General features: G+C 74.3%; 20 protein-coding genes and 2 riboswitches. Of the genes, 15 read left to right on the top strand and 5 right to left on the bottom strand.

The window, feature by feature from the left end:
* The first annotated feature begins 20 nt into the window (after positions 1-20).
* Positions 21-455: a hypothetical protein gene (locus EEW87_RS05650; RefSeq protein WP_123092851.1), complete on the top strand. Its 435-nt coding sequence runs from the start codon at positions 21-23 to the stop codon at positions 453-455.
* Here EEW87_RS05650 and EEW87_RS05645 read toward each other — a convergent pair.
* Complete coding sequence (locus tag EEW87_RS05645) at positions 452-1,351, bottom strand: DNA-3-methyladenine glycosylase family protein (RefSeq protein ID WP_123092853.1); 900 nt, start codon at positions 1,349-1,351, stop codon at positions 452-454. The genes EEW87_RS05650 and EEW87_RS05645 overlap by 4 nt on opposite strands.
* A 53-nt stretch (positions 1,352-1,404) precedes the next feature.
* Between EEW87_RS05645 and EEW87_RS05640 the strand changes: the two genes are divergently transcribed.
* From EEW87_RS05640 to EEW87_RS05610, 7 genes are all read left to right on the top strand, one after another.
* A complete protein-coding gene (locus tag EEW87_RS05640; protein WP_123092855.1) occupies positions 1,405-1,755 on the top strand; it encodes a hypothetical protein in 351 nt (116 codons plus the stop codon).
* The gene (locus EEW87_RS05635; protein WP_123092857.1) at positions 1,748-2,173 is read left to right on the top strand and encodes a hypothetical protein; all 426 of its coding nucleotides are present in this window, start codon (positions 1,748-1,750) and stop codon (positions 2,171-2,173) included. The genes EEW87_RS05640 and EEW87_RS05635 overlap by 8 nt, the downstream gene beginning before the upstream one ends.
* A 45-nt stretch (positions 2,174-2,218) precedes the next feature.
* A riboswitch (SAM riboswitch) is annotated at positions 2,219-2,334 on the top strand.
* A 16-nt stretch (positions 2,335-2,350) separates the two neighbouring features.
* Positions 2,351-3,694, top strand: coding sequence for a bifunctional o-acetylhomoserine/o-acetylserine sulfhydrylase (locus EEW87_RS05630; protein ID WP_123092859.1), 1,344 nt, complete (start codon positions 2,351-2,353; stop codon positions 3,692-3,694).
* A 284-nt stretch (positions 3,695-3,978) separates the two neighbouring features.
* Positions 3,979-4,302: a hypothetical protein gene (locus tag EEW87_RS05625; RefSeq protein WP_123092861.1), complete on the top strand. Its 324-nt coding sequence runs from the start codon at positions 3,979-3,981 to the stop codon at positions 4,300-4,302.
* Positions 4,299-5,531 (top strand): hypothetical protein, encoded by a 1,233-nt coding sequence (locus EEW87_RS05620; protein WP_123092863.1) that lies wholly within the window; start codon positions 4,299-4,301, stop codon positions 5,529-5,531. Before EEW87_RS05625 ends, EEW87_RS05620 begins: the two co-directional genes overlap by 4 nt.
* Positions 5,532-5,558: 27 nt before the next feature.
* A complete protein-coding gene (gene hrpA, locus EEW87_RS05615) occupies positions 5,559-9,371 on the top strand; it encodes an ATP-dependent RNA helicase HrpA (RefSeq protein ID WP_123092865.1) in 3,813 nt (1,270 codons plus the stop codon).
* An 85-nt stretch (positions 9,372-9,456) separates the two neighbouring features.
* Positions 9,457-10,371 (top strand): PAC2 family protein, encoded by a 915-nt coding sequence (locus EEW87_RS05610; protein WP_068275006.1) that lies wholly within the window; start codon positions 9,457-9,459, stop codon positions 10,369-10,371.
* A 36-nt stretch (positions 10,372-10,407) separates the two neighbouring features.
* On the opposite strand, the gene EEW87_RS05605 is transcribed toward EEW87_RS05610, so the two are convergent.
* Positions 10,408-12,084: a DNA polymerase gene (locus EEW87_RS05605; protein WP_240341658.1), complete on the bottom strand. Its 1,677-nt coding sequence runs from the start codon at positions 12,082-12,084 to the stop codon at positions 10,408-10,410.
* A gap of 102 nt (positions 12,085-12,186) precedes the next feature.
* Between EEW87_RS05605 and EEW87_RS05600 the strand changes: the two genes are divergently transcribed.
* The 6 genes from EEW87_RS05600 to EEW87_RS05575 all read left to right on the top strand — a co-directional run bounded on the left by EEW87_RS05600 (position 12,187) and on the right by EEW87_RS05575 (position 18,263).
* Complete coding sequence (locus EEW87_RS05600; protein ID WP_229299117.1) at positions 12,187-12,915, top strand: EcsC family protein; 729 nt, start codon at positions 12,187-12,189, stop codon at positions 12,913-12,915.
* A gap of 95 nt (positions 12,916-13,010) precedes the next feature.
* Positions 13,011-13,445 (top strand): YkvA family protein, encoded by a 435-nt coding sequence (locus tag EEW87_RS05595; protein WP_123093804.1) that lies wholly within the window; start codon positions 13,011-13,013, stop codon positions 13,443-13,445.
* Between the two features lie 102 nt (positions 13,446-13,547).
* Positions 13,548-14,594 (top strand): DUF4192 domain-containing protein, encoded by a 1,047-nt coding sequence (locus EEW87_RS05590; RefSeq protein WP_123093803.1) that lies wholly within the window; start codon positions 13,548-13,550, stop codon positions 14,592-14,594.
* 50 nt (positions 14,595-14,644) lie between these two features.
* Positions 14,645-14,756, top strand: a riboswitch (SAM riboswitch).
* An 18-nt stretch (positions 14,757-14,774) separates the two neighbouring features.
* The gene (gene metX / locus EEW87_RS05585; RefSeq protein ID WP_123093802.1) at positions 14,775-15,959 is read left to right on the top strand and encodes a homoserine O-acetyltransferase MetX; all 1,185 of its coding nucleotides are present in this window, start codon (positions 14,775-14,777) and stop codon (positions 15,957-15,959) included.
* 132 nt (positions 15,960-16,091) lie between these two features.
* Complete coding sequence (locus EEW87_RS05580) at positions 16,092-16,493, top strand: universal stress protein (protein WP_123093801.1); 402 nt, start codon at positions 16,092-16,094, stop codon at positions 16,491-16,493.
* Positions 16,494-16,697: 204 nt separating this feature from the next.
* Positions 16,698-18,263, top strand: a complete 1,566-nt coding sequence (locus tag EEW87_RS05575; protein WP_123093800.1) for an RNA polymerase sigma factor — start codon at positions 16,698-16,700, stop codon at positions 18,261-18,263.
* 86 nt (positions 18,264-18,349) lie between these two features.
* On the opposite strand, the gene EEW87_RS05570 is transcribed toward EEW87_RS05575, so the two are convergent.
* From EEW87_RS05570 to EEW87_RS05560, 3 genes are read right to left on the bottom strand one after another with little or no spacing between them, the layout of a single operon-like run.
* A complete protein-coding gene (locus EEW87_RS05570; RefSeq protein ID WP_123093799.1) occupies positions 18,350-20,602 on the bottom strand; it encodes a transglutaminase TgpA family protein in 2,253 nt (750 codons plus the stop codon).
* Positions 20,602-21,825 carry a DUF58 domain-containing protein gene (locus EEW87_RS05565; RefSeq protein ID WP_123093798.1) on the bottom strand — a complete coding sequence of 408 codons (1,224 nt, stop codon included), beginning with the start codon at positions 21,823-21,825 and terminating at the stop codon, positions 20,602-20,604. Before EEW87_RS05565 ends, EEW87_RS05570 begins: the two co-directional genes overlap by 1 nt.
* Before the next feature lie 3 nt (positions 21,826-21,828).
* The gene (locus EEW87_RS05560) at positions 21,829-22,818 is read right to left on the bottom strand and encodes an AAA family ATPase (protein ID WP_229299113.1); all 990 of its coding nucleotides are present in this window, start codon (positions 22,816-22,818) and stop codon (positions 21,829-21,831) included.
* A 369-nt stretch (positions 22,819-23,187) separates the two neighbouring features.
* Between EEW87_RS05560 and mraZ the strand changes: the two genes are divergently transcribed.
* A complete protein-coding gene (gene mraZ, locus EEW87_RS05555) occupies positions 23,188-23,619 on the top strand; it encodes a division/cell wall cluster transcriptional repressor MraZ (protein WP_068275024.1) in 432 nt (143 codons plus the stop codon).
* Positions 23,620-23,779 lie beyond the last annotated feature (160 nt).

The raw sequence follows: 23,779 nt of genomic DNA, 5'->3' as shown, positions 1-23,779 counted from the left end.
CACGCGCAAGTCTTGCGGTCATGACCTTCTCCGACCTGCCACCCGGGTGGCCCGCCCTGTCCCTGCGCGACGAGCGCCTCGCCGCCGACGTCGTCGACCTCGTCGTCCGCGACGACGAGCGGGAGGGGCGCTGCATCAGCCTCCTCCTGTGCGACGCCGACGGCCGGATGATCCAGCCGGTCACCGTCGACGGCGTCGACCCCACGACCGACGAGGGGGAGCGACGTGCCCTCTTCGACGCCTTCTTCGGCCACCTGGGCGCGAGCCTGGCCGCCGTCGTCGTCGCGGTGGGGCGCCCGCGCGGCAGCGTGCCCGACGACGAGGTGCGGGCCTGGCACGAGAGCGCGCTGCGCGCCGCTCGCGAGGGCGGGGTCGAGCTGCTCGGCGCCTATCTCGCGACTCGCGACGGCGTGAGCCTGCTGCCCCGGTGGGACGAGCCGGCGCTCGCGAGCTAGCGGCTGCCCAGCGGTCGCGCGGTCCACAGGTGCAGCGCGGCATAGCTGCGCCACGGGCTCGCCGGGCGCAGGACGCCCGGCAGGTCGACCTCGCGCGTGAGCCGCTCGAGGGCGACGACCAGCGCCCGGTCGCCACGCAGGTCGACGTCCGCGGCGCCGTGCCCGCGCATGAGGGTGCTCGCGACCGTCCACGCCCCGACACCCCGCACGGCGTGCAGCGCCGCGCCGGTCGCCTCGGGGTCGAGACCCGGGTCGAGGCCGCCGTCCGCAGCCAGGTCGAGGACCCCCTCGAGCGCCCGTCGTCGTGACCGCGTCCCGTGGTACCACCCGGTGCCGAAGGGGTGCACCGCCGCGGACCCGGGGAAGGGCTGCAGCGCGCCGACCTCCGCGCTCGGCGTGCCGACCTCGGCGACGAGCCGGTGCAGCTGGGTCAGCCCGGCGGCCACGCTCACCTGCTGACCGGTGACCGCCCGCAGCACCGCCTCGAAGGGGGTGGGGGTGCCCGGCAGCCGGATGCCCGGGCGCCGCGCGACGAGAGGAGCGAGCACCGGGACCGTGCGCAGGTGCGCGTCGACCTCGGCGGGATCGGTGTCGAGGTCGAGCATGCGCCGCAGGACGACGACGGCCGCGTCGTGGTCGGCGGCGTCGGCGAGCTCGAGCCTGGCGGCGAGCCGGTCCTGGCCCGGGTCGTCGCGCAGCTCGACGAGCGTCGAGCCGTGAGGGAGCGCCAGCGCGAGCCGGTAGCGCTCGTCGTCGACGACCTCGACGCCGTCGAGCGCGTGGTAGCGGTACCAGTCGAGCAGCCCCTGCCAGTCGAGCGGCGGCTCGTAGCCGAGCGTCGTGTCGACCGTGACGGGGCCGCCGACGTGCTCGCGGGTGTCGCGGTCGGCAGGCATGGGTCGATCCTGCCCAGGAGCAGGCCCTACCCTTGGCTCTCGTGCTTGTGCCGTTGACCACGATCGTCCTGGTCGCCTCCCTCGTCCTCGCCGTGGTCGCCGGCGCCTACACGGCCCTCGACCGCGTCATCGACGACCGGCTGCTGCTCGTCGCCGCCGTCGTCGAGCTGCTCCTCGTCGTCCAGGCCGTCGTCGCCTGCGTCGTCGCGGGGCAGGTCCGCACCCCCGGCGAGGGGCCGACGATGGCCGCGTACGCGGTCACCCTGCCGCTCGTGCCGCCGGCGCTCGCGTACCTGGCCATCAAGGAGAAGTCGCGCTGGGCGATGGGTGCCGTCCTCGGGGGCGCCCTCGTCGTCGCGGTGATGACCCTGCGCATCCAGCAGATCTGGACCGTCCATGCGTGAGGCGACGGGGGAGCGCACCGGCCGTCCGGTGCGCAGCGGCCCCGGTCTGCTCCTCGTCATCGCCTACGGCACCCTCGCGCTCGCGGCCACGGGCCGCTCGACCCTCCAGGTCATCGAGTACTTCGACCGCGCGCCGCTGGCCTACCTGCTGAGCGCGCTCGCCGCGCTCGTCTACGTCGTCGCGACGTGGGCCCTGCTCACCGACCGGCGCCCCGTCGCCTCCGCGACGATCACGGTCGAGGCCGTCGGCGTCCTGCTCGTCGGGGCGCTGTCCTACCTCGCGCCCGACCTCTTCCCGGACAAGACGGTGTGGTCGCACTTCGGCTCCGGCTACGGCTTCCTGCCGCTCGTCCTCCCCTTCGTCGGGCTGTGGTGGCTGCGCCGCACGGCCCGGGCGGGCGCGCCCACCACATCCTGAGACGCGCCCTGTCGCGCCGCGAGGACGCGGGCTAGCCTGCCCGCAGGTCAAGAGCACCAGCGTCAAGCCCCGGCTCGCTGGTCGGCAACCCTCCATCCGCGGTGGGGTGCCCCGGGAGACGACCTGGTCCGTGAGCACCCGCCCACGGTCAAGCGCGATGACACCAGGAGAACCCTCATGTCCGACCCCACGACGTGGCACTTCGAGACGCAGCAGGTCCACGCCGGGCAGAGCCCCGACCCGACGACCGGCGCCCGCGCGCTGCCGATCTACCAGACGACGAGCTACCAGTTCGGCTCCACCGAGCACGCCGCGAACCTCTTCGGGCTCAAGGAGCTCGGCAACATCTACACCCGCCTGATGAACCCGACGACGGACGTCGTCGAGCAGCGCATCGCGGCGCTCGAAGGGGGAGTCGGCGCCCTCCTCGTCGCGTCCGGCCAGGCCGCGACGACCTTCGCCATCCTCAACGTCGCCGAGGCCGGCGACCACGTCGTGGCCAGCCCGGCGCTGTACGGCGGCACGTACAACCTCCTCGGCTCGACCCTGCCTCGCTACGGCATCGAGGTGACCTTCGTGCAGGACGCGGCGGACCTCCAGCAGTGGCGCGACGCGGCGAAGGAGAACACCAAGCTCTTCTTCGGCGAGACGATCTCCAACCCCAGCGGCGAGATCCTCGACGTCGAGGGGGTCGCCGGGGTCGCCCACGAGCTCGGGCTGCCGCTCGTCGTCGACAACACCGTCGCGACGCCCTACGTCCTGCGCCCGATCGAGCACGGCGCCGACGTCGTCGTGCACTCGGCGACGAAGTACCTCGGCGGGCACGGCACGACGATCGCCGGTGCGATCGTCGACGCCGGGACCTTCGACTACGCGCTGCACCCGCAGCGCTTCCCGTCCTACAACGAGCCGGACGAGAGCTACCACGGGCTGCGCTACGGACCGGACCTCGGCGTCGGCAGCGCCTTCGGGGCCAACCTGTCCTTCATCCTCAAGGCGCGGGTGCAGCTGCTGCGCGACCTCGGCTCGGCGGTCTCGCCCTTCAACGCCTTCCTCGTCGCGCAGGGCATCGAGACGCTCTCGCTGCGCATCGAGCGGCACCTGGAGAACACGCGCGCCGTCGCCGACTTCCTCGTCGGTCACCCGCAGGTCGAGCACGTCACCTGGGCGTCCCTGCCCGACCACAAGCACCACGCCCTCGCGCAGAAGTACGCGCCGAAGGGTGCTGGCGCCGTGCTCACCTTCGAGATCGTCGGCGGCGAGGAGGCGGGCCGCCGCTTCGTCGAGGGGCTGACCCTGCACAGCCACGTCGCGAACATCGGCGACGTGCGCAGCCTGGCGATCCACCCCTGGTCGACGACGCACAGCCAGGGCAGCGACGAGGGTCGCTACGCGGCCGGTGTCTCGCCCGGCCTCGTGCGCCTGGCCGTCGGCATCGAGCACGTCGACGACATCGTCGCCGACCTCGAGCGCGGCTTCGCCGCGGCCGCGGGCGAGGCGCAGGAGCGCGCCGCGAGCTGACGTCATGGCGAAGGGGGGCCCCACCCGGTGGTGGGTCCCCCCTTCGTCGTCAGCGGGCTGGGCCCGCCCGAGATGTCGACGCGAGCGCTGGTTGCAACCCGAGCAGGTGCGAACGTCTGGGGTGGTCTCCCGAGATGTTGGCGCGAGCGCTGGTTGCAACCCGAGCAGGTGCGAACGTCTCGGGTGGTCTCGAGGCTCGGGCGCAGGCGCCCTCGCACCTCGACCGACGAGGGCCTGTGGACAACTCGTCCGGCCGGGGTGGGGTGTCGACCTAGCGTTCGGGGATGACACGGCTGACCATCAGCGCCGAGGCGATCGCCGCGCTCGGCGACCGGCTCGAGGAGATCGCGACCCACCTGGAGGAGCGGTCGGCGCAGACGCGGGGAGCGGGCGACGTCGACCACGGCTTCGTCGACCGGGTGGCCGAGGAGGCGGTCGACCGGGTCTACGGCGACTTCGAGCACGCACGGGTCACGCTGTGCGCGCAGCTCACCTCGCTCGCCCGCCTGGCCCGCTCCGCGGGTGCCTGCTACGTCGACACCGACGACATGGTGCGCCGCTCGGTGACACCGACCTTCGAGCGCGGGACGAAGGTCGGCACCCTGTGACCGGCTACGACTGGAGCGCCCGCGACATCCTCGCGCTCGACCCCTACCGCGTCGACCTCGCCGCCACCGACGTCGTCGCCGCGCTCGGCAGCGACCTCACGACCGTCGAGGACAACGTCAGGCTCGTCGCCGAGCTCCTCGGGCAGGTGAGCACCCACGGGGTGTGGGAGTCGCCGTCCGGCGAGACCTTCGCCCGCGAGGTGGGCGACGTCCCGGTGACCCTGCGCCAGGTCGCCGCGCGCATGGGCGACGCGGGCGAGCGGATCACCTGCTACTCGCGGACCTTGCGCACCACCCAGGAGGAGATGGCGCGCACGGCCGCCGCGCACGAGCGCACGTGCGACACCCTCGCCGAGATCGACCGCCAGCTCGCCCTCTACGCACCCCACCCGGCCGAGGACGCGCTGCGGGCGCGACGCGCCGAGGCCCACCGCGAGGTCCTCGCCCACGAGAGCGCCTACGCCGCCGCGAGCGAGGACGCCCGGCGCGACGAGGCCCTGCTCGCCGCGGACCTCGACGACGTGTGCACCGACCTCGCCGACCCGCGCGGCTACGACGCGCTCGAGGGCACCCGAGACCTCGGGCGCAGCGCGCTCTTCACCGGGCCGTGGGCGGGCCTGCTCAAGCCGCTCGCCCTCGGGACCGCGCTCGACCCGCTCGGCCAGGCCGGCCTGCGGGTGGCCTACGGGCACGGCAGCTGGCGCCGGATCGCCTCGGACTCGAAGCTCCTCGTCGCCGACGGCGTCATCAAGGGCAGCGGACGGGTCCTGCGCTCGGCGCGGGGCGTGAGCCCCGCCGCCACCTCCGTGGGCCGCACGACGCGGACGGCGAGCCCTGCCCGCGCCCCACGGGCCCTTGACCAGCCCTGGCACGTCACCGCCCAGCAGAGCACGACCCGGCTGGCCGCCCGCAGCCGCGAGCTCGCCGTGGCGAAGGGGACGCAGCTCGCCCGCGACCGGAGCGGCCTCGCCCTCGCCGACGAGCTCGCCGCCGACTGGCGCGCCGTCTCGGGTGCCTCCCGCCCGGTGAAGGTCGTCCAGGGCGTCGCGTCGAGCACGAAGGTCGCCCGGCACGTCGGGCGGACCGCCGACACCGTGGGCACGACGCGGGAGCGGCTGCGCCCGGTGACCGACTCCGACGCGCACGAGCGCGAGCGCCGCGACACCCGGCGCGAGGACCGGCGCCGCGCCGCCAGCGCCCACCGGGTCGAGGAGCCGACGCGGCCCTAGCGCGGGGCCGGACGTATCCTGGCGCGCATGCCCGGACCCCTCGCTGCGCCCATGACGGCGGCGCAGCTGCACTACCCGGAGCAGCTGCCCGTCGTCGCCGTCAAGGACGAGATCGCGGCCGCGATCCGTGAGCACCAGGTCGTCGTCATCGCCGGCGAGACCGGCTCGGGCAAGACCACCCAGCTGCCGAAGATCGCGCTCGAGGTCGGCCGGGGGATGGGCGGCCAGATCGGTCACACCCAGCCGCGACGGATCGCGGCCCGCAGCGTCGCCGAGCGCATCGCCGAGGAGCTGCACGTCGAGCTCGGCGGCCTCGTCGGCTACCAGGTCCGCTTCTCCGACCACAGCAGCGACGCGACGGCGGTCAAGGTGATGACCGACGGCATCCTGCTCAACGAGATGCAGCGCGACCGCGACCTGCGCCGCTACGACACGCTCATCATCGACGAGGCGCACGAGCGCAGCCTCAACATCGACTTCATCCTCGGCTACCTCAAGCAGCTGCTGCCGCGCCGCCCCGACCTCAAGGTCATCATCACGTCGGCGACGATCGACCCGGACCGCTTCGCCGCCCACTTCGCCGACGCCGACGGCACCCCCGCCCCGGTCATCGAGGTCTCCGGGCGCACCTATCCCGTCGAGGTCCGCTACCGACCGCTCGTCGGTGAGGGCGAGGACGGCGAGGACGTCGACCAGATCACCGGCATCTGCCGGGCGGTCGAGGAGCTGTGGACCGAGCCCGACCCCGGCGGGGCGCGGGACATCCTCGTCTTCCTCTCCGGCGAGCGCGAGATCCGCGACACCGCGGACGCGCTCGAGGGCATGCACCTGCCGGGCACGGAGGTCCTGCCCCTCTACGCCCGGCTCTCCTCCGCCGAGCAGCACCGTGTCTTCGGGCGCCACTCCGGCCGGCGCATCGTGCTCGCCACGAACGTCGCCGAGACCTCGCTCACCGTGCCCGGCATCCGCTACGTCATCGACACCGGCATGGCGCGCATCTCCCGTTTCAGCCAGCGCACGAAGGTCCAGCGCCTGCCCGTCGAGCCGGTGAGCCAGGCGAGCGCGTCGCAGCGCGCCGGCCGCTGCGGCCGGCTCTCCGACGGCATCTGCGTGCGCCTGTACTCGCAGGAGGACCACGACGCGCGCCCGGAGTTCACCGACCCCGAGATCCTGCGCACCTCCCTCGCCGCGGTCATCCTCCAGATGACCGCCCTCGGCCTGGGGGACGTGAGCCGTTTCCCCTTCGTCGAGCCGCCGGACTCCCGCCAGGTGAGCGACGGACTGCGTCTGCTCGAGGAGCTCGAGGCCGTCCACCCGGCCGAGCGGGGGGCGAAGGGGTCGGCCCGCCGCCTCACCCCCACCGGCAAGACCCTCGCCCGGCTGCCCGTCGACCCGCGGCTGGGCCGGATGCTCATCGAGGCCGACCGCCGCGGCTGCCTCACCGAGGTCCTCGTCGTCGTCTCCGCGCTGTCGATCCAGGACCCGCGGGAGCGTCCGCTCGAGCGCCAGGCGCAGGCCGACCAGCAGCACGCGCGCTTCCGTCACGAGACCTCCGACTTCGCGACGTGGTGGCAGCTGTGGGTCTACCTCAAGCAGCAGCAGCGCGAGCTGTCCTCGAGCGCCTTCCGCCGGATGTGCAAGCGCGAGTACCTCCACTACGTGCGCATCCGTGAGTGGCAGGACGTCCACGCGCAGCTGCGCCGGGCGGCGACCGACCGTCGTCTCGACACGCGCTCGCGGACCGCGGCGAAGGGGGACGACCCGGACTGGGACACCGTGCACCAGGCGCTGCTGGCCGGGCTGCTCAGCCACGTCGGTGTCCGTGACGAGGACAAGCGCGACTACCTCGGCGCCCGTGGCGCGCGCTTCTCCATCCAGCCCGGCTCGACGCTCCACCGCCGCCAGCCGCCGGTCGTCATGGCCGGCGAGCTCGTCGAGACCACGCGCCTGTGGGCACGGACCAACGCCCGGATCGACCCCGAGTGGGCCGAGCGGGCCGGGGCGCACCTCGTGCGCCGCAGCTACTCCGAGCCGCGATGGTCCAAGCGTCAGGCGAGCGCGATCGCCACCGAGCGGGTGACCCTCTACGGCGTGCCGCTCGTCGCCGGTCGCACCGTGCAGCTCTCGCGCGTCGACCCCGTGCTCGCCCGCGAGCTCTTCATCCGCGAGGGGATCGTCTCGGGGGAGTGGGAGACCCACCACCAGGTCTTCCGGGACAACGCGCGGGCCATCGCCCGCGTCGAGGAGCTCGAGGCGCGCAGCCGGCGACGGATCGCCACGGACGAGGAGGACCTCGTCGCCTTCTACGACGAGCGGATCCCCGCCGAGGTCGTCTCCGGGACCCACTTCGACCGGTGGTGGAAGTCCGCGCGCCGCGAGCAGCCCGACCTGCTCACCCTCACCCCCGAGCACCTCGTGCGCGACGACGCCGAGGCCGTCGACGACGCGCAGTACCCGACGACCTGGCGCGACGGCGAGCACGACCTGCGCCTCACCTACCAGTTCGAGCCCGGCACCGAGGCCGACGGCGTGACCGTCCACCTCCCGGTGCACCTGCTCAACCAGATCGAGGGCACCGGCCTGGACTGGCAGGTCCCCGGTCTGCGGGAGGAGCTCGCGACCGCGCTCATCCGCGGTCTGCCGAAGGCGACCCGCCGCAGCTTCGCGCCCGCGCCGGACCACGCCGCCCGCGCCCTGCGGGCCATCCCGCCCGAGGAGGTGGGGCAGACCCCCTTCGTCGTCGCTCTCGGGCGCGCCCTGCGCAGCCTCACCGGGGTCGCCGTGCCGCTCGAGCAGTGGGACCCCTCGGCGGTGCCGGCCCACCTGCGGATGACCTTCCGGGTCGAGGGGGAGCGCGGTCGCCGGCTCGCCGAGGGCACCGACCTCGACGCCCTGCGCACCGAGGTCGCCGGCCACGTCCAGGCGCGGGTGCGCCAGGCCGGGGCGTCGGTCGAGCGCTCGGGCATGACGACGTGGGATCTGGAGGAGCTGCCGCGCACCGTGACGTCCGGTCGCGGCGCCCGTCAGGTCGTCGGCTACCCGGCGCTCGTCGACGAGGGCGAGACCGTCGCCGTCCGGGTGCTGCCCGACGCCGCGCAGGCCGAGGCGGCCCGTCGACGCGGTGTGCGCCGGCTGCTCGTGCTCGGCACCCCGGCCCCGTGGAAGCGCGTGCTCGCGGGCCTCTCCAACGCCGACAAGCTCGCGCTCGGCGACAACCCGCACGGGTCGGTCCCCGCCCTGCTCGAGGACTGCCTCGGCGCCGCCGTCGACGACGTCGTCGCCGAGCACGTGCCCGGCGAGGTGAGGGACCGCGCCGCCTTCGACGACGCGCTGCGTGCCGTGCGCACCCATCTCAGCTCGCGCACCCTCTTCGTCGTGCGCGAGGTCCAGCCGGTGCTGCAGCAGCGCCGCGAGGTCCTGGGCACCCTCGAGCGCATCACCGCGCCCGCCCTCGCCCCGGCCGTCGCCGACATGCGCGCGCAGGTCGAGAGCATCGCCGGGCCCGGCTTCGTCACCGCGGCGGGCCTGGGTCGGCTGCGCGACCTCGCCCGCTACCTGCGCGGCGTCTCCGTGCGCATCGACCGGCTCGGCGAGCGGCCCGACCGCGACCGGGCGCAGCAGGAGGTGGTCGACGGCGTCGAGGGCGCCTACGCCGACCTGCTCGACGTCCTCGACCCGCTCGAGCGCGACCGCGAGGACGTCCGGGCGATCGGCTGGCTCGTCGAGGAGCTGCGGGTCTCGCTCTTCGCCCAGTCCGTCGGCGTGCCCGTGCCGGTCTCGGCCAAGCGGGTGCGCTCGGCCATCGCCGCCGTGCGCGCCGAGCTGCGCCCCCACGGCTGACCGCGACGCGCCACCCGCGCGGGGGAATCCCGTGCGGCCCGGCGTCGTTGGGGATGATGTATGTACCGATCACCAGGAGGACGACGTGACCGACCCGACCGAGCTCTACCGCTTCGAGGTCGACATCGACCCGAGCCGGCTCACGCCCGGGCCGATGATCGTGGGCTTCGACGGCTTCATCGACGCCGGGGGCACCCAGCGCATCCTCGTCGACCACCTGCTCGCCGCGGGCGAGGCCCGTGTCGTCGCGTCCTTCGACGTCGACAGCCTGCTCGACTACCGCGGCCGCCGACCCGTCATCGTCTTCGAGGCGACCCGCTACGGCTCCTACGACGACCCGGCCCTGCTGCTCTACCAGCTCACCGACCGCGAGGGGCAGGCGTACTACCTGCTCACCGGTCCCGAGCCGGACTACCGCTGGGAGGCGGTCGTCCTGGCGGTTACCGACCTCGTGCGTCGGCTCGGCATCACCCTCGTCGTGCAGGCGCACGGCATCCCCATGGCCGTGCCGCACACCCGTCCCATCGGCATGACGGCGCACGCCACCGACGAGCGCCTCATCGGCGAGCGCAAGCCCGTCTTCGGCACCGTGCAGGTGCCGGGGAGCCTCGGCTCACTGCTCGAGCTGCGTCTCGGCGAGGCCGGTCTCGACGCCATGGGCTTCGCGATCCACGTGCCGCACTACCTCGCGGGCTCGGCCTTCCACGACGGCGCGCTCACCGCGCTCAACGCGGTCGTCGACGCGACCGGGCTCAACCTGCCCAACGACGCCCTCGTCCAGGCGGCCGGCGAGAACCGCCTCGAGATCGAGCGCGAGATCGGCGAGAACGCCGAGGTCGCCGAGGCCGTCCACGGGCTCGAGCGCCAGTACGACGTGCACCTGCGCGGCATCGAGCGCCCCAGCCTCCTGGCCGGTGAGGACGACAAGCTGCCCTCGGCCGACGAGCTCGGTGCGGAGTTCGAGGACTTCCTGCGCACCGTCGACGACGGCGACAGCTGAGCGCTCGTCGCGACGCCGTCCACGCTGGTCCGGGGCCTACTTGGCCTCGGACCAGCGGCGTACGACGGAGGTGTCGGAGACGAAGCGCACGCGGTCATGACCGCACCACCGGCGGGCGCTGAGCCGCAACGACTCGTCGACGAGCCGGGCGACCTCCTCGCCGTGCTCCTGCGGCACGTGCACGAGCAGCTCGTCGTGCAGGCACAGGACGACCTGACCGCCGAGCGGCCGCACGGCCTCGCGCACCGTCACCGCCCACGCCTTGAAGAGCTCGGCGGCCGAGCCCTGGATGACGGCGTTGCGGGCGAAACGTCCCCGTGAGCGGATGAGCGGCCCCGGGTCCTCACCGGGCCCGACGGCGCCGAAGGCGGTGCGCACGAGCCGCCCGCCGAAGGTGCGCACGGGTCGTCCCCCTTCGCCCTCGCGCTGCGCGCGGTCGAGATGCCCCATGGCGACCGGGTAGGCGCGCTCGAGACCGCGCAGCGCCTCTCCGGCGGCCCCGCTGCGCTGGCCGTACATCGCGGCGAGCACGGCGATCTTCGCGACCGGGCGCTCCACCCCGAGACGCTGGGCGACCGGCTCGTAGAGGTCGGCGGCCGTGCTCGCGGCGGCGAAGGCCTTGTCGCCGGAGACGACGGCGAGGACACGAGGCTCGACCTGGCCGAGGTCGGCCCGCACGAGGACATGCCCCGCAGCGGCCGCGACGCCGGGCCGCAGCTCCGCGGGCAGGTTGTGGAGCCCGGCCTGGGCCGTCATCCGCCCGGCCGCCCCGTCGCACGCCGTCCACGCCCCGCGCAGCCGGTCGTCCGCGCCGACGTGCTCGGCCAGCCAGCGCCACCCGTACGTCGTCGCGATCCGCTCGCGCCGACGCCACTCGAGCAGGGCGGGCACGACGGGGTGGCGATGCACGTGCTCGGCGAGCACGGACTTGCGGGTGCTCGGGACGTCGACGCCGGCCGTCGCCAGCAGGCTGCGGACGGCGGCGGGGTTGCGCAGGTCGACCCGGCCGATGCCCGGCACGCTGGCGAGGACCGGCGCGTCGCGCTCGGCGCGGGCGCGAGCCTCGTCGGCCTCGGTGACCGGGCGCGGCCCGGCAGCCCGCATCACGAGCTCCTCGAGGGTCGCCCGGTCGACGGGCAGCCCGTCGCGCTCGAGCTCGACCGCGAGGACGGCAGCCGCCGACTCCGCATGAGCGGTGACGACCGCCCGCGGGCCGAGCCGCTCGAGACGCTCCTGCTGCCATCGGGCGACCTCCAGGGCCGCGCGCCCCCAGGCCAGACCGCGGGCCAGGGACTCGCTCGCCCACACCGCTCCGGCGTCGGCGCGCAGGTACCCGTCGGGTCGCACGAGGTCGTCCGGGTCCCCGTCCTCGGACAGCGCGGCGAAGAGGTCGTCGCCGACCGGCGCCGGCAGGGCGCCGGGGTCGAGGCCCCGGGCGTGCGCCCACGCCGTCGCGGGGTCCGCGCGCCATCCGCCGTGCAGGAGGCGGTGGGTCTCGGCGACGTCCCACGTCCGGGGGAGCGCGGCCCCGGTCGCCAGCAGAGGGACGAGGTCTCGGGCCGACCAGGTGACCCACCGGGTGGGCCCCAGCGCCGCGAGCCCGTCGGCGACGTCCGGGCCCAGCACGACGTGGTCGTCCGCGCCGACGGCGAGCGCCACGCCAGGCGCGAGGACCAGGGCGCGCTCGGTGCCGGGGAGGGGTCTCGTGCTCACCGGGTCACGGTAGGCGGCTGCGGGGCCTCGGCGTGCGCACGATGGGGCAGGATGACCACGCGGCGGGCGACAGGGCCCGGCGCAGACAGACCAGGAGGACCCGTGGGACGCATCTCCGACGCGCTCGGCTTCGGCAAGGACGAGAAGGAGCAGGTGCAGCAGACGCGCACCGCTCTCGAGCAGGCGCAGGACCCGACGGACCAGGGCGCGCTCACCACGTCCGTCTCCCGGGTCGTCGAGAGCCTCCTCGACACCGGCATCGACGGGCGCGGCCCCTTCGACTCGGCCGCCCAGGTCGCCGACGCCGCGCTCGCCAAGCACGGCGGCAACGCCGAGAAGGCCGTCGACGAGGTCATGCGCGACCACCTCAAGCTCGTCGCGGCGAGCGGCTTCGTCACCAACCTCGGCGGCTTCATCACGCTGCCCGTGGCGCTCCCGGCGAACGTCCTGGGCTTCTACCTCCTCGCGACCCGGATGACCGCCGCGACCGCCCGCCTGCGCGGCCACGACATCAGCGACCAGCGCATCCGCAGCGCGGTCCTCCTCGCGCTCGTCGGGGCTGACGCCAACGACCTGCTCGCGAAGGCCGGGATGGCCGCCCCGTCCGGGCGCCTGGCGAACCTCGCCGCGCAGCGCCTCCCGGGGCCGGCCCTCATGGTCGTCAACAAGGCCGTCGGCTTCCGGATCCTGTCGACGGCGGGGCGCAAGTCCTTCTCCCGCTTCGGCAAGTCGGTGCCGGTCGTCGGCGGCGCCGTGGGCGCGGGCATGGACACCTGGCTGCTCAAGCAGCTCGCCGACCACGTGCGCACGGAGTTCCCGCCCGCCTCGTGACCATCGGGCGACCCGGGGGAATCCTCCGGGTCGCCCGCTCGTTCTACTCCTCGCGGCCGGCCCCAGACCGGCCCGACCTCGAGAAGGGGAGCCCGATGGCCCGACGACACCGCATGCACGCCGCCGCGAACCTCGCCGGCGCCGTGCGCAGCGCCACCCGTCCCGGCACGCCCAGCCTGATCCAGCGGGTGCTCGCGCTGCCGCGCCTCGTCCGCGCCGTGCGCAGCGGGCGCTACCAGGGGATGAGCAGCGGGCAGCTCACCCTCATGCTCCTCGGTCTCGGCTACGTCGTCTCCCCGATCGACGTCGTGCCGGAGGGCCTGCTCCTCGTCGTCGGCCTCGTCGACGACGCGGTCATCCTGTCCTGGCTCGCCGTCTCGCTCGTGCGCGAGACCGAGGACTTCATCGCCTGGGAGCGGGCAGGCTCGCCCGCCCCCGGTGCGTACGCCCACGCGTCGGGCCCGACGGCGGGCCCTGCATCCGCCTACGCGACGTCGACGACCGTGCCCTCCGAGGTCGTCCGCGACTGACGGCCCCGTGCGTCGTCCACAGGCGCGCCCGCCGCGCAGCCGTCGTCCACAGGGCGCCCCGACGGCCTGACGGCAGCCCGTGCCACCGGGCAGCGTGCGGTCATGGAGACCGTCCGAGCCCGCACCCCTGTCGACATCGCCGTCATGGCGCCCTATCTCCTCGGCTTCCACCCCGAGGACTCTCTCGTCCTGCTCGCCCTCGACGGGCGACGCGTCGGGCTGATCCAGCGCTGCGACATCGTCCCCGACGAGCACGCCGAGCGCGCCGTGCGCCAGATGGTCGGGCAGGTCGTGCAGACCCGCGCCCGGGCCGTCGTCGCCATCGCCTACGAGACCCGTCCCGGTGCGTCCGCCCGGATGCGCGCAGTCCTCGCGGGTCTCGTCGACCGAGGCGTCATCGGGTGCAGCCCGGTCGTCGTCGTGCGCGACGGGCGGTGGCACTCGCCGGACCGCGACGTCGAGGGGTGGGAGGAGGACGGCGTCGTGCTCCCCGAGGCGAGCAGGGTGCCCGGTGTCGCCGGGCTGGTCGCCCACGGACGAGCGCCCCTGCGGACGCGGTCGGACCTCGCGGAGCAGGTCGCACCTGGCACCCACCCGGGCAGCGCGCTCGTCGAGACGCTCCTCGCGCACCGGCCGACGGGGCCCCGGGGCCGGGCTGCGGCGACGGCCGCCTGGACGGCCGTCCTGCGCGCCCGGGAGCCGGTCGACGACCTCGACGACGACGTCGTCGCCGACCTCGTCGTGTCGTTGCGCGACCGGGCCTGGCGCGACGCCCTCCTCGCCGTCCTCACCCCCGGGCCGGACGCGGTGCCCGGCATCGACCCCGAGGACCTGCGCACCGCCGCCGCGGCGGCGCGCTGCTGCTCGTGGACCCATGAGGCGACGGGCAGCCGCGGGGGAGAGGTCGACGACCCGGCGGCGCTCGACGTCGAGGCCCTGCTCGACCGGCTGTGCGGCGTCGTGCACCGGGTGCCCGAGCCGCGCAGCGCGCCGCTGCTCACCGTCGTCGGGCAGGTGGCCTGGTGGTCCGGCAGCGGTGCCCTGGCCGGCGTCGCGCTCGAGGCGGCTCTGCGGGCCGACCCCCGCTACCGGCTCGCCGTGCTGCTCGACCAGCTCGTCACCCACGGCATCCGGCTGCCCGCCGCCTGAGGGTGAGACGCCCGTGGCCGGGCCCACGGCGCCTCGTTACACTTCGGGCAGGTCATGAGACCCAGCGTCAAGCGCCGGCTTGCTGGGCGGCAACCCTCCTCGCGATGGGGTGCCCCGGGTGATGACCTGGCCGCACCGACCCGGTGCGTGCAAGAGCGAGGCTGCAGGAGCGCATCCGTCATGAGCGTGACGTCATTCGTCCGACCCGGTGCAGATCGACCGGGCACCCCCACCCCCACCTCGGCGCCCGCCCGCGCGGCGGACCCGGCGCGCCCGAGCGCCGCCTGGCGCGAGGGCGACGACCCCGGCGGCCGGCTCTTCGCCGACGTCGGCCCCCTCGACCTCGAGCGCGGCACGAGGCTGCCGGCGGTCCGCGTCGCCTACGAGACGTGGGGCGAGCTCGCCCCGGACGGCTCCAACGCCGTCCTCGTCGAGCACGCCCTCACCGGCGACAGCCACGTCGTCGGGCCGAGCGGCCCCGGTCACCCGACGCCCGGGTGGTGGGAGGGCATGGTCGGTCCCGGCGCGCCGGTCGACACCGACCGCTACTTCGTCGTCGCGCCCAACGTGCTCGGCGGGTGCCAGGGCAGCACCGGCCCGAGCTCGCCGGCCCCGGACGGCGCCCCGTGGGGCTCGCGCTTCCCAGCGGTGACGATCCGCGACCAGGTGGCCGCGGAGGTCCTGCTCGCCGACGCCCTCGGCGTCACCCGGTGGGCCGCGGTCGTCGGCGGCTCGATGGGCGGCATGCGCGCCCTGGAGTGGGCGCTCTCGGAGCCCGAGCGGGTCGAGCGGGCCGTCGTGCTCGCGAGCACCCCGTACGCGACGGCGGAGCAGATCGGGTGGTCGCAGGCCCAGGTCATGGCGATCCGCAACGACCCCCACTTCGCCGGGGGCGACTACTACGGGCAGCCCGAGGGCCCCGACGCCGGTCTGAGCATCGCGCGCCAGGTCGCCCACGTCACCTACCGCAGCGAGATCGAGCTGCACGACCGCTTCGGGCGGCGCGGGCAGGCCGAGGGGGCCGACGCCCCCTTCGCCGTCGAGAGCTATCTCGAGCACCACGGCACCAAGCTCGCCGGTCGCTTCGACGCCAACTCCTACGTCGTGCTCACCGAGGCGATGAACTCCCACGACGTCGGGCGTGACCGGGGCGGTCTCGAGTCGGCGCTGCGGGCCTACCCCGGGCGGCTCACGGTGGCGGCCGTCGACAGCGACCGGCTCTACCCCCCACGGCTCACCGACGAGGTCGCCGCGCTGCGCCCGGGCACGGTCCAGCGGCTCGTCACGAGCCGGTCGGGGCACGACGGCTTCCTCACCGAGATCGAGCAGGTCGCGACGATCGTGCGCGAGGCCCTCGACGGTTGACGCCGAGCCGCCGACGACGGCCTCGACCGGCACCGCTGACGCGTCCGGCGCGCCCCGTCCTCTTGCCCGTGCGGCACCGCGCTCGCGGTGTAGCGTCTGCGGCAACTACCAGCCATGGACAAGGAGTCGCAGATGACGATCGTCGTTGGTTACGTCTCGACCAAAGAGGGACGCGCCGCCCTCGACCGTGCGGTCGAGGAGGCGAAGCTGCGCGGGCGACGCCTCGTCGTCGTGCACTCCGACCGCGGCGGCTCGGGCTTCACCGGTGACAACGCCGCCTCCCAGGAGGCCACCCTCCAGGGGGTGCGCGACGACCTCGCCGGCAGCGGCGTCGACGTCGACGTGCGTGGTCTCGTGCGCGGCAAGGAGCCGGCCGAGGACCTCATCGCCGTCGCGGAGGAGACCGATGCCGAGCTCATCGTCATCGGGCTGCGCCGCCGCACCCCCGTCGGCAAGCTCATCCTCGGCTCCAACGCCCAGCGGGTGCTCCTCGACGCCCCGTGCCCCGTCCTCGCGGTGAAGGCCGACGCCTGACCCGAGAGGCTCTGCAGCCCCGCCGAAGGGCCCACGCGCACGGTCGCGTGGGCCCTTCGCGTGCTCTCGACTTATAATGGTGATCAAGCCCGCGGCCGAGCGCCCAGGCGCCACCTGCTCCGGAGGCAGTCACCCTGCTCCGGATGCATCCTCGGTGGCGCGGGCTCAGCCCGCTCACACGCCACGGAAGGTGCCGGTAGACCCTTGTCGCCCCGCTCGACCACGTCAGACTCCCTGCCCCGCGACTTCGCCCACCCTGCCGTGCAGACCTTGCTCAGCAAGGGCAGCTCCACCGGCCACGTCACGGCAGAGGACGTCGCCGCCGCGGTGAGCGAGGCCGGGATTACCGCCCCTCGGATGCGCGTTGTGCTTCAGACGCTGAAGGAACAGGGAATCGAGGTCCACGTGCCACCGACCACCACCAAGAAGACCGCCACCAAGAAGGCAGCGTCCCCCGCCAAGAAGGCGGCGACGAAGTCGACGACGAAGAAGGCTACGGCCGACGGCGCCGTGACGACGAAGGTGGCGGCGAAGAAGGCCGGCACGACCAAGGCCGCCGCCGCGGGCGCCGCCGCTCCGGCGAAGAAGACCGCCGCGAAGAAGAGCACCGCGAAGAAGACGGCGGCCAAGAAGGCTGCCGCCACCGCCGGTGCCACCGGTCCCGGTGAGGACGTCGAGCCCGATCCCGCCGACATCGCCGACGCCGCCGAGGAGGCCGGCGAGGAGGGCGAGGAGACCACCGAGGCCGCGGTCGGCACCCCGGCCCCCGCGACGACCGCTCCCACGAGCGAGGCCGCCGGCTTCGTGCTGTCGAACCAGGACGAGGACGACGCCCCGGCCCAGCAGGTCGTCACCGCCGGCGCCACGGCCGACCCGGTCAAGGACTACCTCAAGCAGATCGGCAAGGTCGCCCTCCTCAACGCCGAGCAGGAGGTCGAGCTCGCCAAGCGGATCGAGGCCGGCCTCTTCGCCGAGGAGAAGCTCGCCTCGGGCGAGAAGATCGACACGAAGTTCAAGAACGAGCTGTGGTGGATCTCGCAGGACGGCAAGAACGCCAAGAACCACCTCCTCGAGGCCAACCTGCGTCTCGTCGTCTCGCTCGCCAAGCGCTACACCGGTCGCGGCATGCTCTTCCTCGACCTCATCCAGGAGGGCAACCTGGGCCTCATCCGTGCGGTCGAGAAGTTCGACTACACGAAGGGCTACAAGTTCTCCACGTACGCGACGTGGTGGATCCGCCAGGCGATCACCCGCGCGATGGCCGACCAGGCCCGCACCATCCGCATCCCGGTGCACATGGTCGAGGTCATCAACAAGCTCGCGCGCGTCCAGCGCCAGATGCTCCAGGACCTGGGCCGCGAGCCCACGCCGGAGGAGCTGGCCAAGGAGCTCGACATGACCCCCGAGAAGGTCGTCGAGGTGCAGAAGTACGGCCGCGAGCCGATCTCGCTGCACACCCCGCTCGGCGAGGACGGCGACTCCGAGTTCGGTGACCTCATCGAGGACTCCGAGGCGGTCGTGCCCTCCGACGCGGTCTCCTTCACCCTCTTGCAGGAGCAGCTGCACAGCGTCCTCGACACGCTCTCCGAGCGCGAGGCGGGCGTCGTGTCGATGCGCTTCGGCCTCACCGACGGCCAGCCCAAGACGCTCGACGAGATCGGCAAGGTCTACGGCGTGACCCGCGAGCGGATCCGCCAGATCGAGTCCAAGACGATGAGCAAGCTGCGTCACCCGTCGCGCTCGCAGGTCCTGCGCGACTACCTCGACTGAGCAACCCGCCCGACGCGAAGGGGGACCCACCGGACATCCGGTGGGTCCCCCTTCGTGCGTCCGGTGGCCCGGGCGCGGGCCGTTGCTCAGCGGCGGCGCGTCACGACGTCGACGACCCGGCCCGGCAGGGAGCCCCACCACCGGATCGCCGACGGCGGGGCGAGCGCGGCCCGGACCCGTCGCCCGGTGTCGCGCGAGCGTCGCACCCGCGCGAGGAGGTCGTCGACGTCACGCCCGACCTGCTCGACCTCGTCGGGCTCGGGGCGTCCGGGAGGGGCGTAGCGCGCCCCCTCGAGGGTGGTGACGACGCGATGCATCTGCTCGGTGCCGCGGCCGCCGACCCCGCTGCGCTGCACGAGGTGGTCGCCGGAGACCCGCGGCGTGGCACCGGGCGGCGCGTCGATGCCGAGATCGCCCAGACCCTCGACGAGCCGCTCCCACTCGCGCTCGACCTGCTCCTGGGGCGACCCGCGCCGCCGGCGGGCGCGCTCGCGCAGCAGCAGGGCGGTGAGGGGGAGCACGGCGAGCAGGGCGACGACGAGCAGGGTGAGGAGCAGCGGGCGCTGCCACTGGACCTCGGCGCCCGTGTCGGCCTCCTCGACGGGCGCCACGTCCTGCGAGGTGCTCGTCGCCGAGCTCGTCGTGCTCGAGCTCGTCGTCGAGGTCGACGACGTCGTGTCCTGCTGCGGCAGCGAGTAGCCCGGCAGGCTCGCGGCACGGCCGCCGGGGGTGGGCTCGAAGCGCAACCAGCCGACGCCGTCGATCCACAGCTCGGGCCACGCGTGGGCGTCCGACGCCCGCACGACGCGCTCCTGGGTGCTGCCGGTGCCGGGCAGGAAGCCGACGACGAAGCGCGCGGGGATGCCCTCGGCGCGGGCGAGGTGGACCATCGTCGCGGCGAACTGCTGGCAGTAGCCGCGCTTCGTGCGCAGGAACTGGCTGATGGGGTGCTCGCCCGGGAGGCGCTCGTCGAGCTCGAGGCTGTACGTGAAGTCGTTGCCGCGCAGGTAGGACTGGATCGCCTGGGCGCTCTCGAGCTGGCTGTCGCCGGGCTCGACGACCTCGTCGAGCACCTGGGCGAGCTCACCGGCGATCTCGGGCTCGACGGCGAGGTACTCCTCGCGGTCCTGCAGGCCCGCCCCGGTGTCGCCGGCCGCCGCGAGAACCGCCTCGGTCTCGTCGAGCGGCTCGTCGTAGCTGATCGTGTAGCTCTGCGCGTCGTCGGCGACCCGCACGACGCCGTCGGAGTCCATGCTCCACGGCGCCCCGACCTGGACGTCACGGGCGACGAAGGGGGCCGGCAGCTGCGGTGCGCGGACCTTCGACTCCACGACGGTCGTCGTGCGGCGCTCCTGGTCGAAGCGGGTGACCCCCACGGCGTCGTCGTCACCGAGGGGGACCGTGCCGGAGATCTCCGAGCCGATCCGGGCCCGTCCGTCGACGAAGCGGGTCGCCACGCCGACCCGCAGCGGCGGGGGGCTGGGGTCGTCGGTCTGGTAGCGCAGGACGGGGGAGGGGTCGGGGTCCTGCAGCGAGCGCCGCAGGTCGATCTCGCTGGACAGGCTCACCCGGGAGCGACCGCCCTCCGACTGGCCCGTGCCGTCGCGCAGCCCGTCTCCGATGTAGGTGCTCGGCAGGTGGGGCACGACCGTCGGCACGGCGATCGCGAGCGCGATGCCGGCGGCGGCGAGGCCGACCCCCTGGGTCGTGAAGTCCCGGCGGGCCCGCTCCTCGCCGTCCTCGCCCGGGTGCCCCGGGACGTGGCTGACCCACCGGCGCAGCTGGTCTCCGTCCTGGTGGGCGAGGACGAGCAGCCACAGCGCGGCGGGGGCGGCGAAGGCGTGCCACGGCAGGCTGGTCTGGGCGTTCGCGGCGCTGATCGCGTAGAGCGCGAGCACCGGCAGGCCCGCGATGGTCGGCGACTCGGCGGTCGCCGCGGCGAGGTCGGCCGTGAGGGCGACGAGCCCGACGATCGCCGTGAGCGAGAAGGTGACGCCGGCGTCGACCGGGGCCGGAGCGGCGTAGGAGGTGATCGTGTCCTGCGACTGCAGGACGAGCTCGACGGCCCGCTCGACGGTGCGCGTCGTCGGCAGCGCGAACCACAGGGTGTCGCGGGCGAAGAGCCAGGCGAGGGCCAGAGCCAGGCCGAGGGCCTGGACGGGCAGCAGGACGGTGACAGCCCGGGTGCGCGTGCGCAGGGCGACGCCGAGCCCGACGACGACGAGGACGACGAGCGCCGCGGGGCGCATGAAGGAGGAGTCGACGAAGAGGTAGCGCAACGAGGCCGCGGCCGCGAGGACGGCGAGGGCGGTGATGACGGAGGTGATCGCCTGGCGCATCAGGCGGCCCCCGCCCGGGCGGCGACGAGGTGGTCCCACACCTCGGCGATGCGCGACCCCGGCTGCACGTCGACCGCTCGCCAGCCGCCGGCCGTGAGCGCGGCCGCCGTCGTGCTCGGCCGCTCGCCGGCCTGCTCGAAGGAGTCGGGGTCGACGACGAAGGCGATGCCGTGGCCGGTGCGGGTGAGGCGCTGGGCCTGCTCGTGCTCGAGCGGCCCGACGACGGCGACGACCGTGCCCCCGCCGGTCGCCGCGACCTCGGTCGCGGCGTCGACGAGCCCGTCCGGCCCGGGTCGGGAGCAGGTGGCGACGACGGCGAGGGCCTCGAGCGCGTCGTCGACGCCGCCGAGCGGGGCCAGCGGCTCGCTCGTCTCGTCGGCGGTCGCGAGGTAGGTCTCGAGGCCGTGGGCCACGAGGTGGGTGGCGACGGAGGCCGTCGCGCTCACCGACCACTCGAGGGAGCCGCCGCCGCCGGTGCCGGCGTGCGAGCTCGCCCGGTTGTCGAGGAGGACGAGGGCCCGGCGCCGGCCGGGCTGCTCGTCCTGGCGCACCATCATCTGGCCGGTGCGCGCGGTCGACGGCCAGTGGATGCGGCGCAGCTCGTCACCGCTGCGGTACTCGCGCACGCCGACGTCGCTCTCGCCGTGCAGCGCGAGCTGGTGCGAGGAGGACTCGTCGCCCCCGGACCCGGCGCGCATGACGGGCGTGCCGCGCAGGGGCACGGTGCGCGGCAGGACGAGCACGCTGTCGGTGCCGGGGACGACGACCTCGCGATGGGCCATGCCGAAGGCGTCGGTGACCCGCACGCTCAGCGGGCCGACGGGGTGCCGCCCGCGCACGTGGGAGCGCACGCGGTACTGCACCTCGCGCTCCTCGCCGGGGGCCAGGCGGGCGACGAGCATGCGGGGCCGGTCGCCCAGGGCGTACGTCACCTGGTCCTCGGCGACGAGCAGGGGAGAGGTCGTGCGGCCGGTGTTGCGCAGCACGAGGTGGACCGAGGCGGGGGTGCCCGTCGTGACCTTCGGCGGGTCGACGGTGCGCGAGGTGACGAGCCCGAAGGGGCGGGAGACGAGCAGCCGGGCGAGGAGGGGCAGGACGAGCAGGAGCGCCCCGGCCCGGGTGAGGTCGGGCACCCCGAGCAGCACCCCGGCGGCGGCCAGCGAGATGCCCAGGCCGAGGACGACCGCGCCGCGCGAGGTCAGCCTGTTCAGCCGCGATCCCACGACCTAGCGCCTGCCGGGCACCCGCGTGCGGGCGATGACGTCCTCGACGACCCCGGCCGGGGTGAGCCGCGAGACGTGCGCCTCGCTCGTGAGGATGATGCGGTGGGCGAGCAGGGGGACCGCGAGGGCCTGCACGTCGTCGGGCAGCACGTGGTCGCGCCCGGCGAGGGCGGCGCGCGCCCGGGCCGCCCGCAGCACGTGGAGGGTGGCACGCGGCGAGGCGCCGAGCCGGATGGCGGAGTGGGAGCGGGTCGCGGCGGCGACGTCGACGACGTAGCGGCGGGCGGCCTCGGAGGCGTGCACGCGGCGCACGACCCGGATGAGCTCGGCGACCCCCTCGGCGTCGGTGACCGGCCGGACGTCGTCGAGGGGAGAGGTGGCGCCGTGGTGGTCGAGCATCTCGACCTCGGCGCGCGGGTCGGGGTAGCCGACGGACACCCGCGCCATGAAGCGGTCGCGCTGCGCCTCGGGCAGGGGGTAGGTGCCCTCCATCTCGACGGGGTTCTGGGTCGCCATGATCATGAAGGGGTGGGGCAGCGCGTGGGTCTGCCCGTCGACGGTGACCTGGTGCTCCTCCATGCACTCGAGCAGGGCCGACTGGGCCTTGGGCGAGGCGCGGTTGATCTCGTCACCGACGACGACGTTGGCGAAGACCGCCCCGGGCCGGAACTCGAAGACCCGGTTGTCCTGGTTGAAGACGCTCACGCCGGTGATGTCGCTCGGCAGCAGGTCGGGGGTGAACTGCACCCGTCGCACCGATGCGTCGACCGAGCGGGCCAGGGTCTTGGCGAGCATCGTCTTGCCGACTCCCGGCACGTCCTCGACGAGCAGGTGGCCCTCGGCGAGCATGACGGTGATCGCGGTGCGCACGACCTCGGGCTTGCCCTCGATGACCGCGCTCATCGTCGCGGCGAGGCGTTCGCCCACCTCGACGAGGTGCTCCAGCTCCGATGTCGTCGGGGCGCTCGGACGGATGTCGTTGACCGGGATCACCCGGGCTCCTTCCCCCCGGCCGTGCCGACCGGGTCCTCGGTGAGGTCGAGGTCATCCCACCACGCCCCACTGTGCTCCCGACCCTATGGCGAAGGGGTGCCCTCGCGAGGCCTCGGGGGGCGACAGGCCCCGGGATCAGCGGGATCCGTCCCGAAGAGCCGCCCGGTCGAGCCGTCGGCGGGCCGCTCCCGGGCCCCGGTGCGCCGGATCTGCCCCACTTCGCACCACCCCCGAGAAATGGCGGATCTGAGGGCGAGAAATCACGGATCCGTCACGGTTCTGGCTGTCTTTCGGGGGCTGGGTGGAGTAAAGTGGGGGACATCGGGACACGGTGGCGCCCGGAGGGTCGAGCAGAGCGGGAGGTGGGTCGTGTTCCTCGGTACCCACACGCCTCGTCTCGACGACAAGGGCCGCCTCTTCCTCCCCGCGAAGTTCCGCGACCGTCTGGCCACCGGCCTCGTCGTCACCCGTGGGCAGGAGCGCTGCCTCTACGTCTTCCCGCTCGAGACCTTCACGCAGATCGCCACCGACATGCAGAAGGCCCCGACGAGCAGCCGGGCCGCCCGCGACTACATGCGCGTCTTCCTCTCGGGCGCGTCCGACGAGATCCCCGACAAGCAGGGCCGGGTGACGATCCCGGCCGCCCTGCGCCAGTACGCGGGCCTGAGCAAGGACTGCACCGTCATCGGTGCCGGCAACCGGCTCGAGGTCTGGGACTCGCAGGCCTGGACCGACTACCTCGCGGCCACCGAGCAGGCCTTCTCCGACCAGTCCGACGAGGTGATCCCGGGCCTGATGTAGCTGCTGGGCCCTGGCCTCCAGCCGAGCCGATGCCGACGCGTCTTCCCCCGCGCCGGACCGGTCCGGATGGGGACCAGGACCCAGCAGCCCGAGCAGACGCAGCAGTTGCACGAGCACCGCACCACCCCGCACCACCACGACGAAAGAGCAGAGGAGGAGG

The sequence above is a fragment of the Janibacter melonis genome (genome assembly GCF_003721155.3).
GTDB classification, from domain to species: domain Bacteria; phylum Actinomycetota; class Actinomycetes; order Actinomycetales; family Dermatophilaceae; genus Marihabitans; species Marihabitans melonis.
The sequence above is the reverse complement of the archived record's forward strand: the minus strand, read 5'-3'. Positions and strand labels throughout refer to the sequence as shown.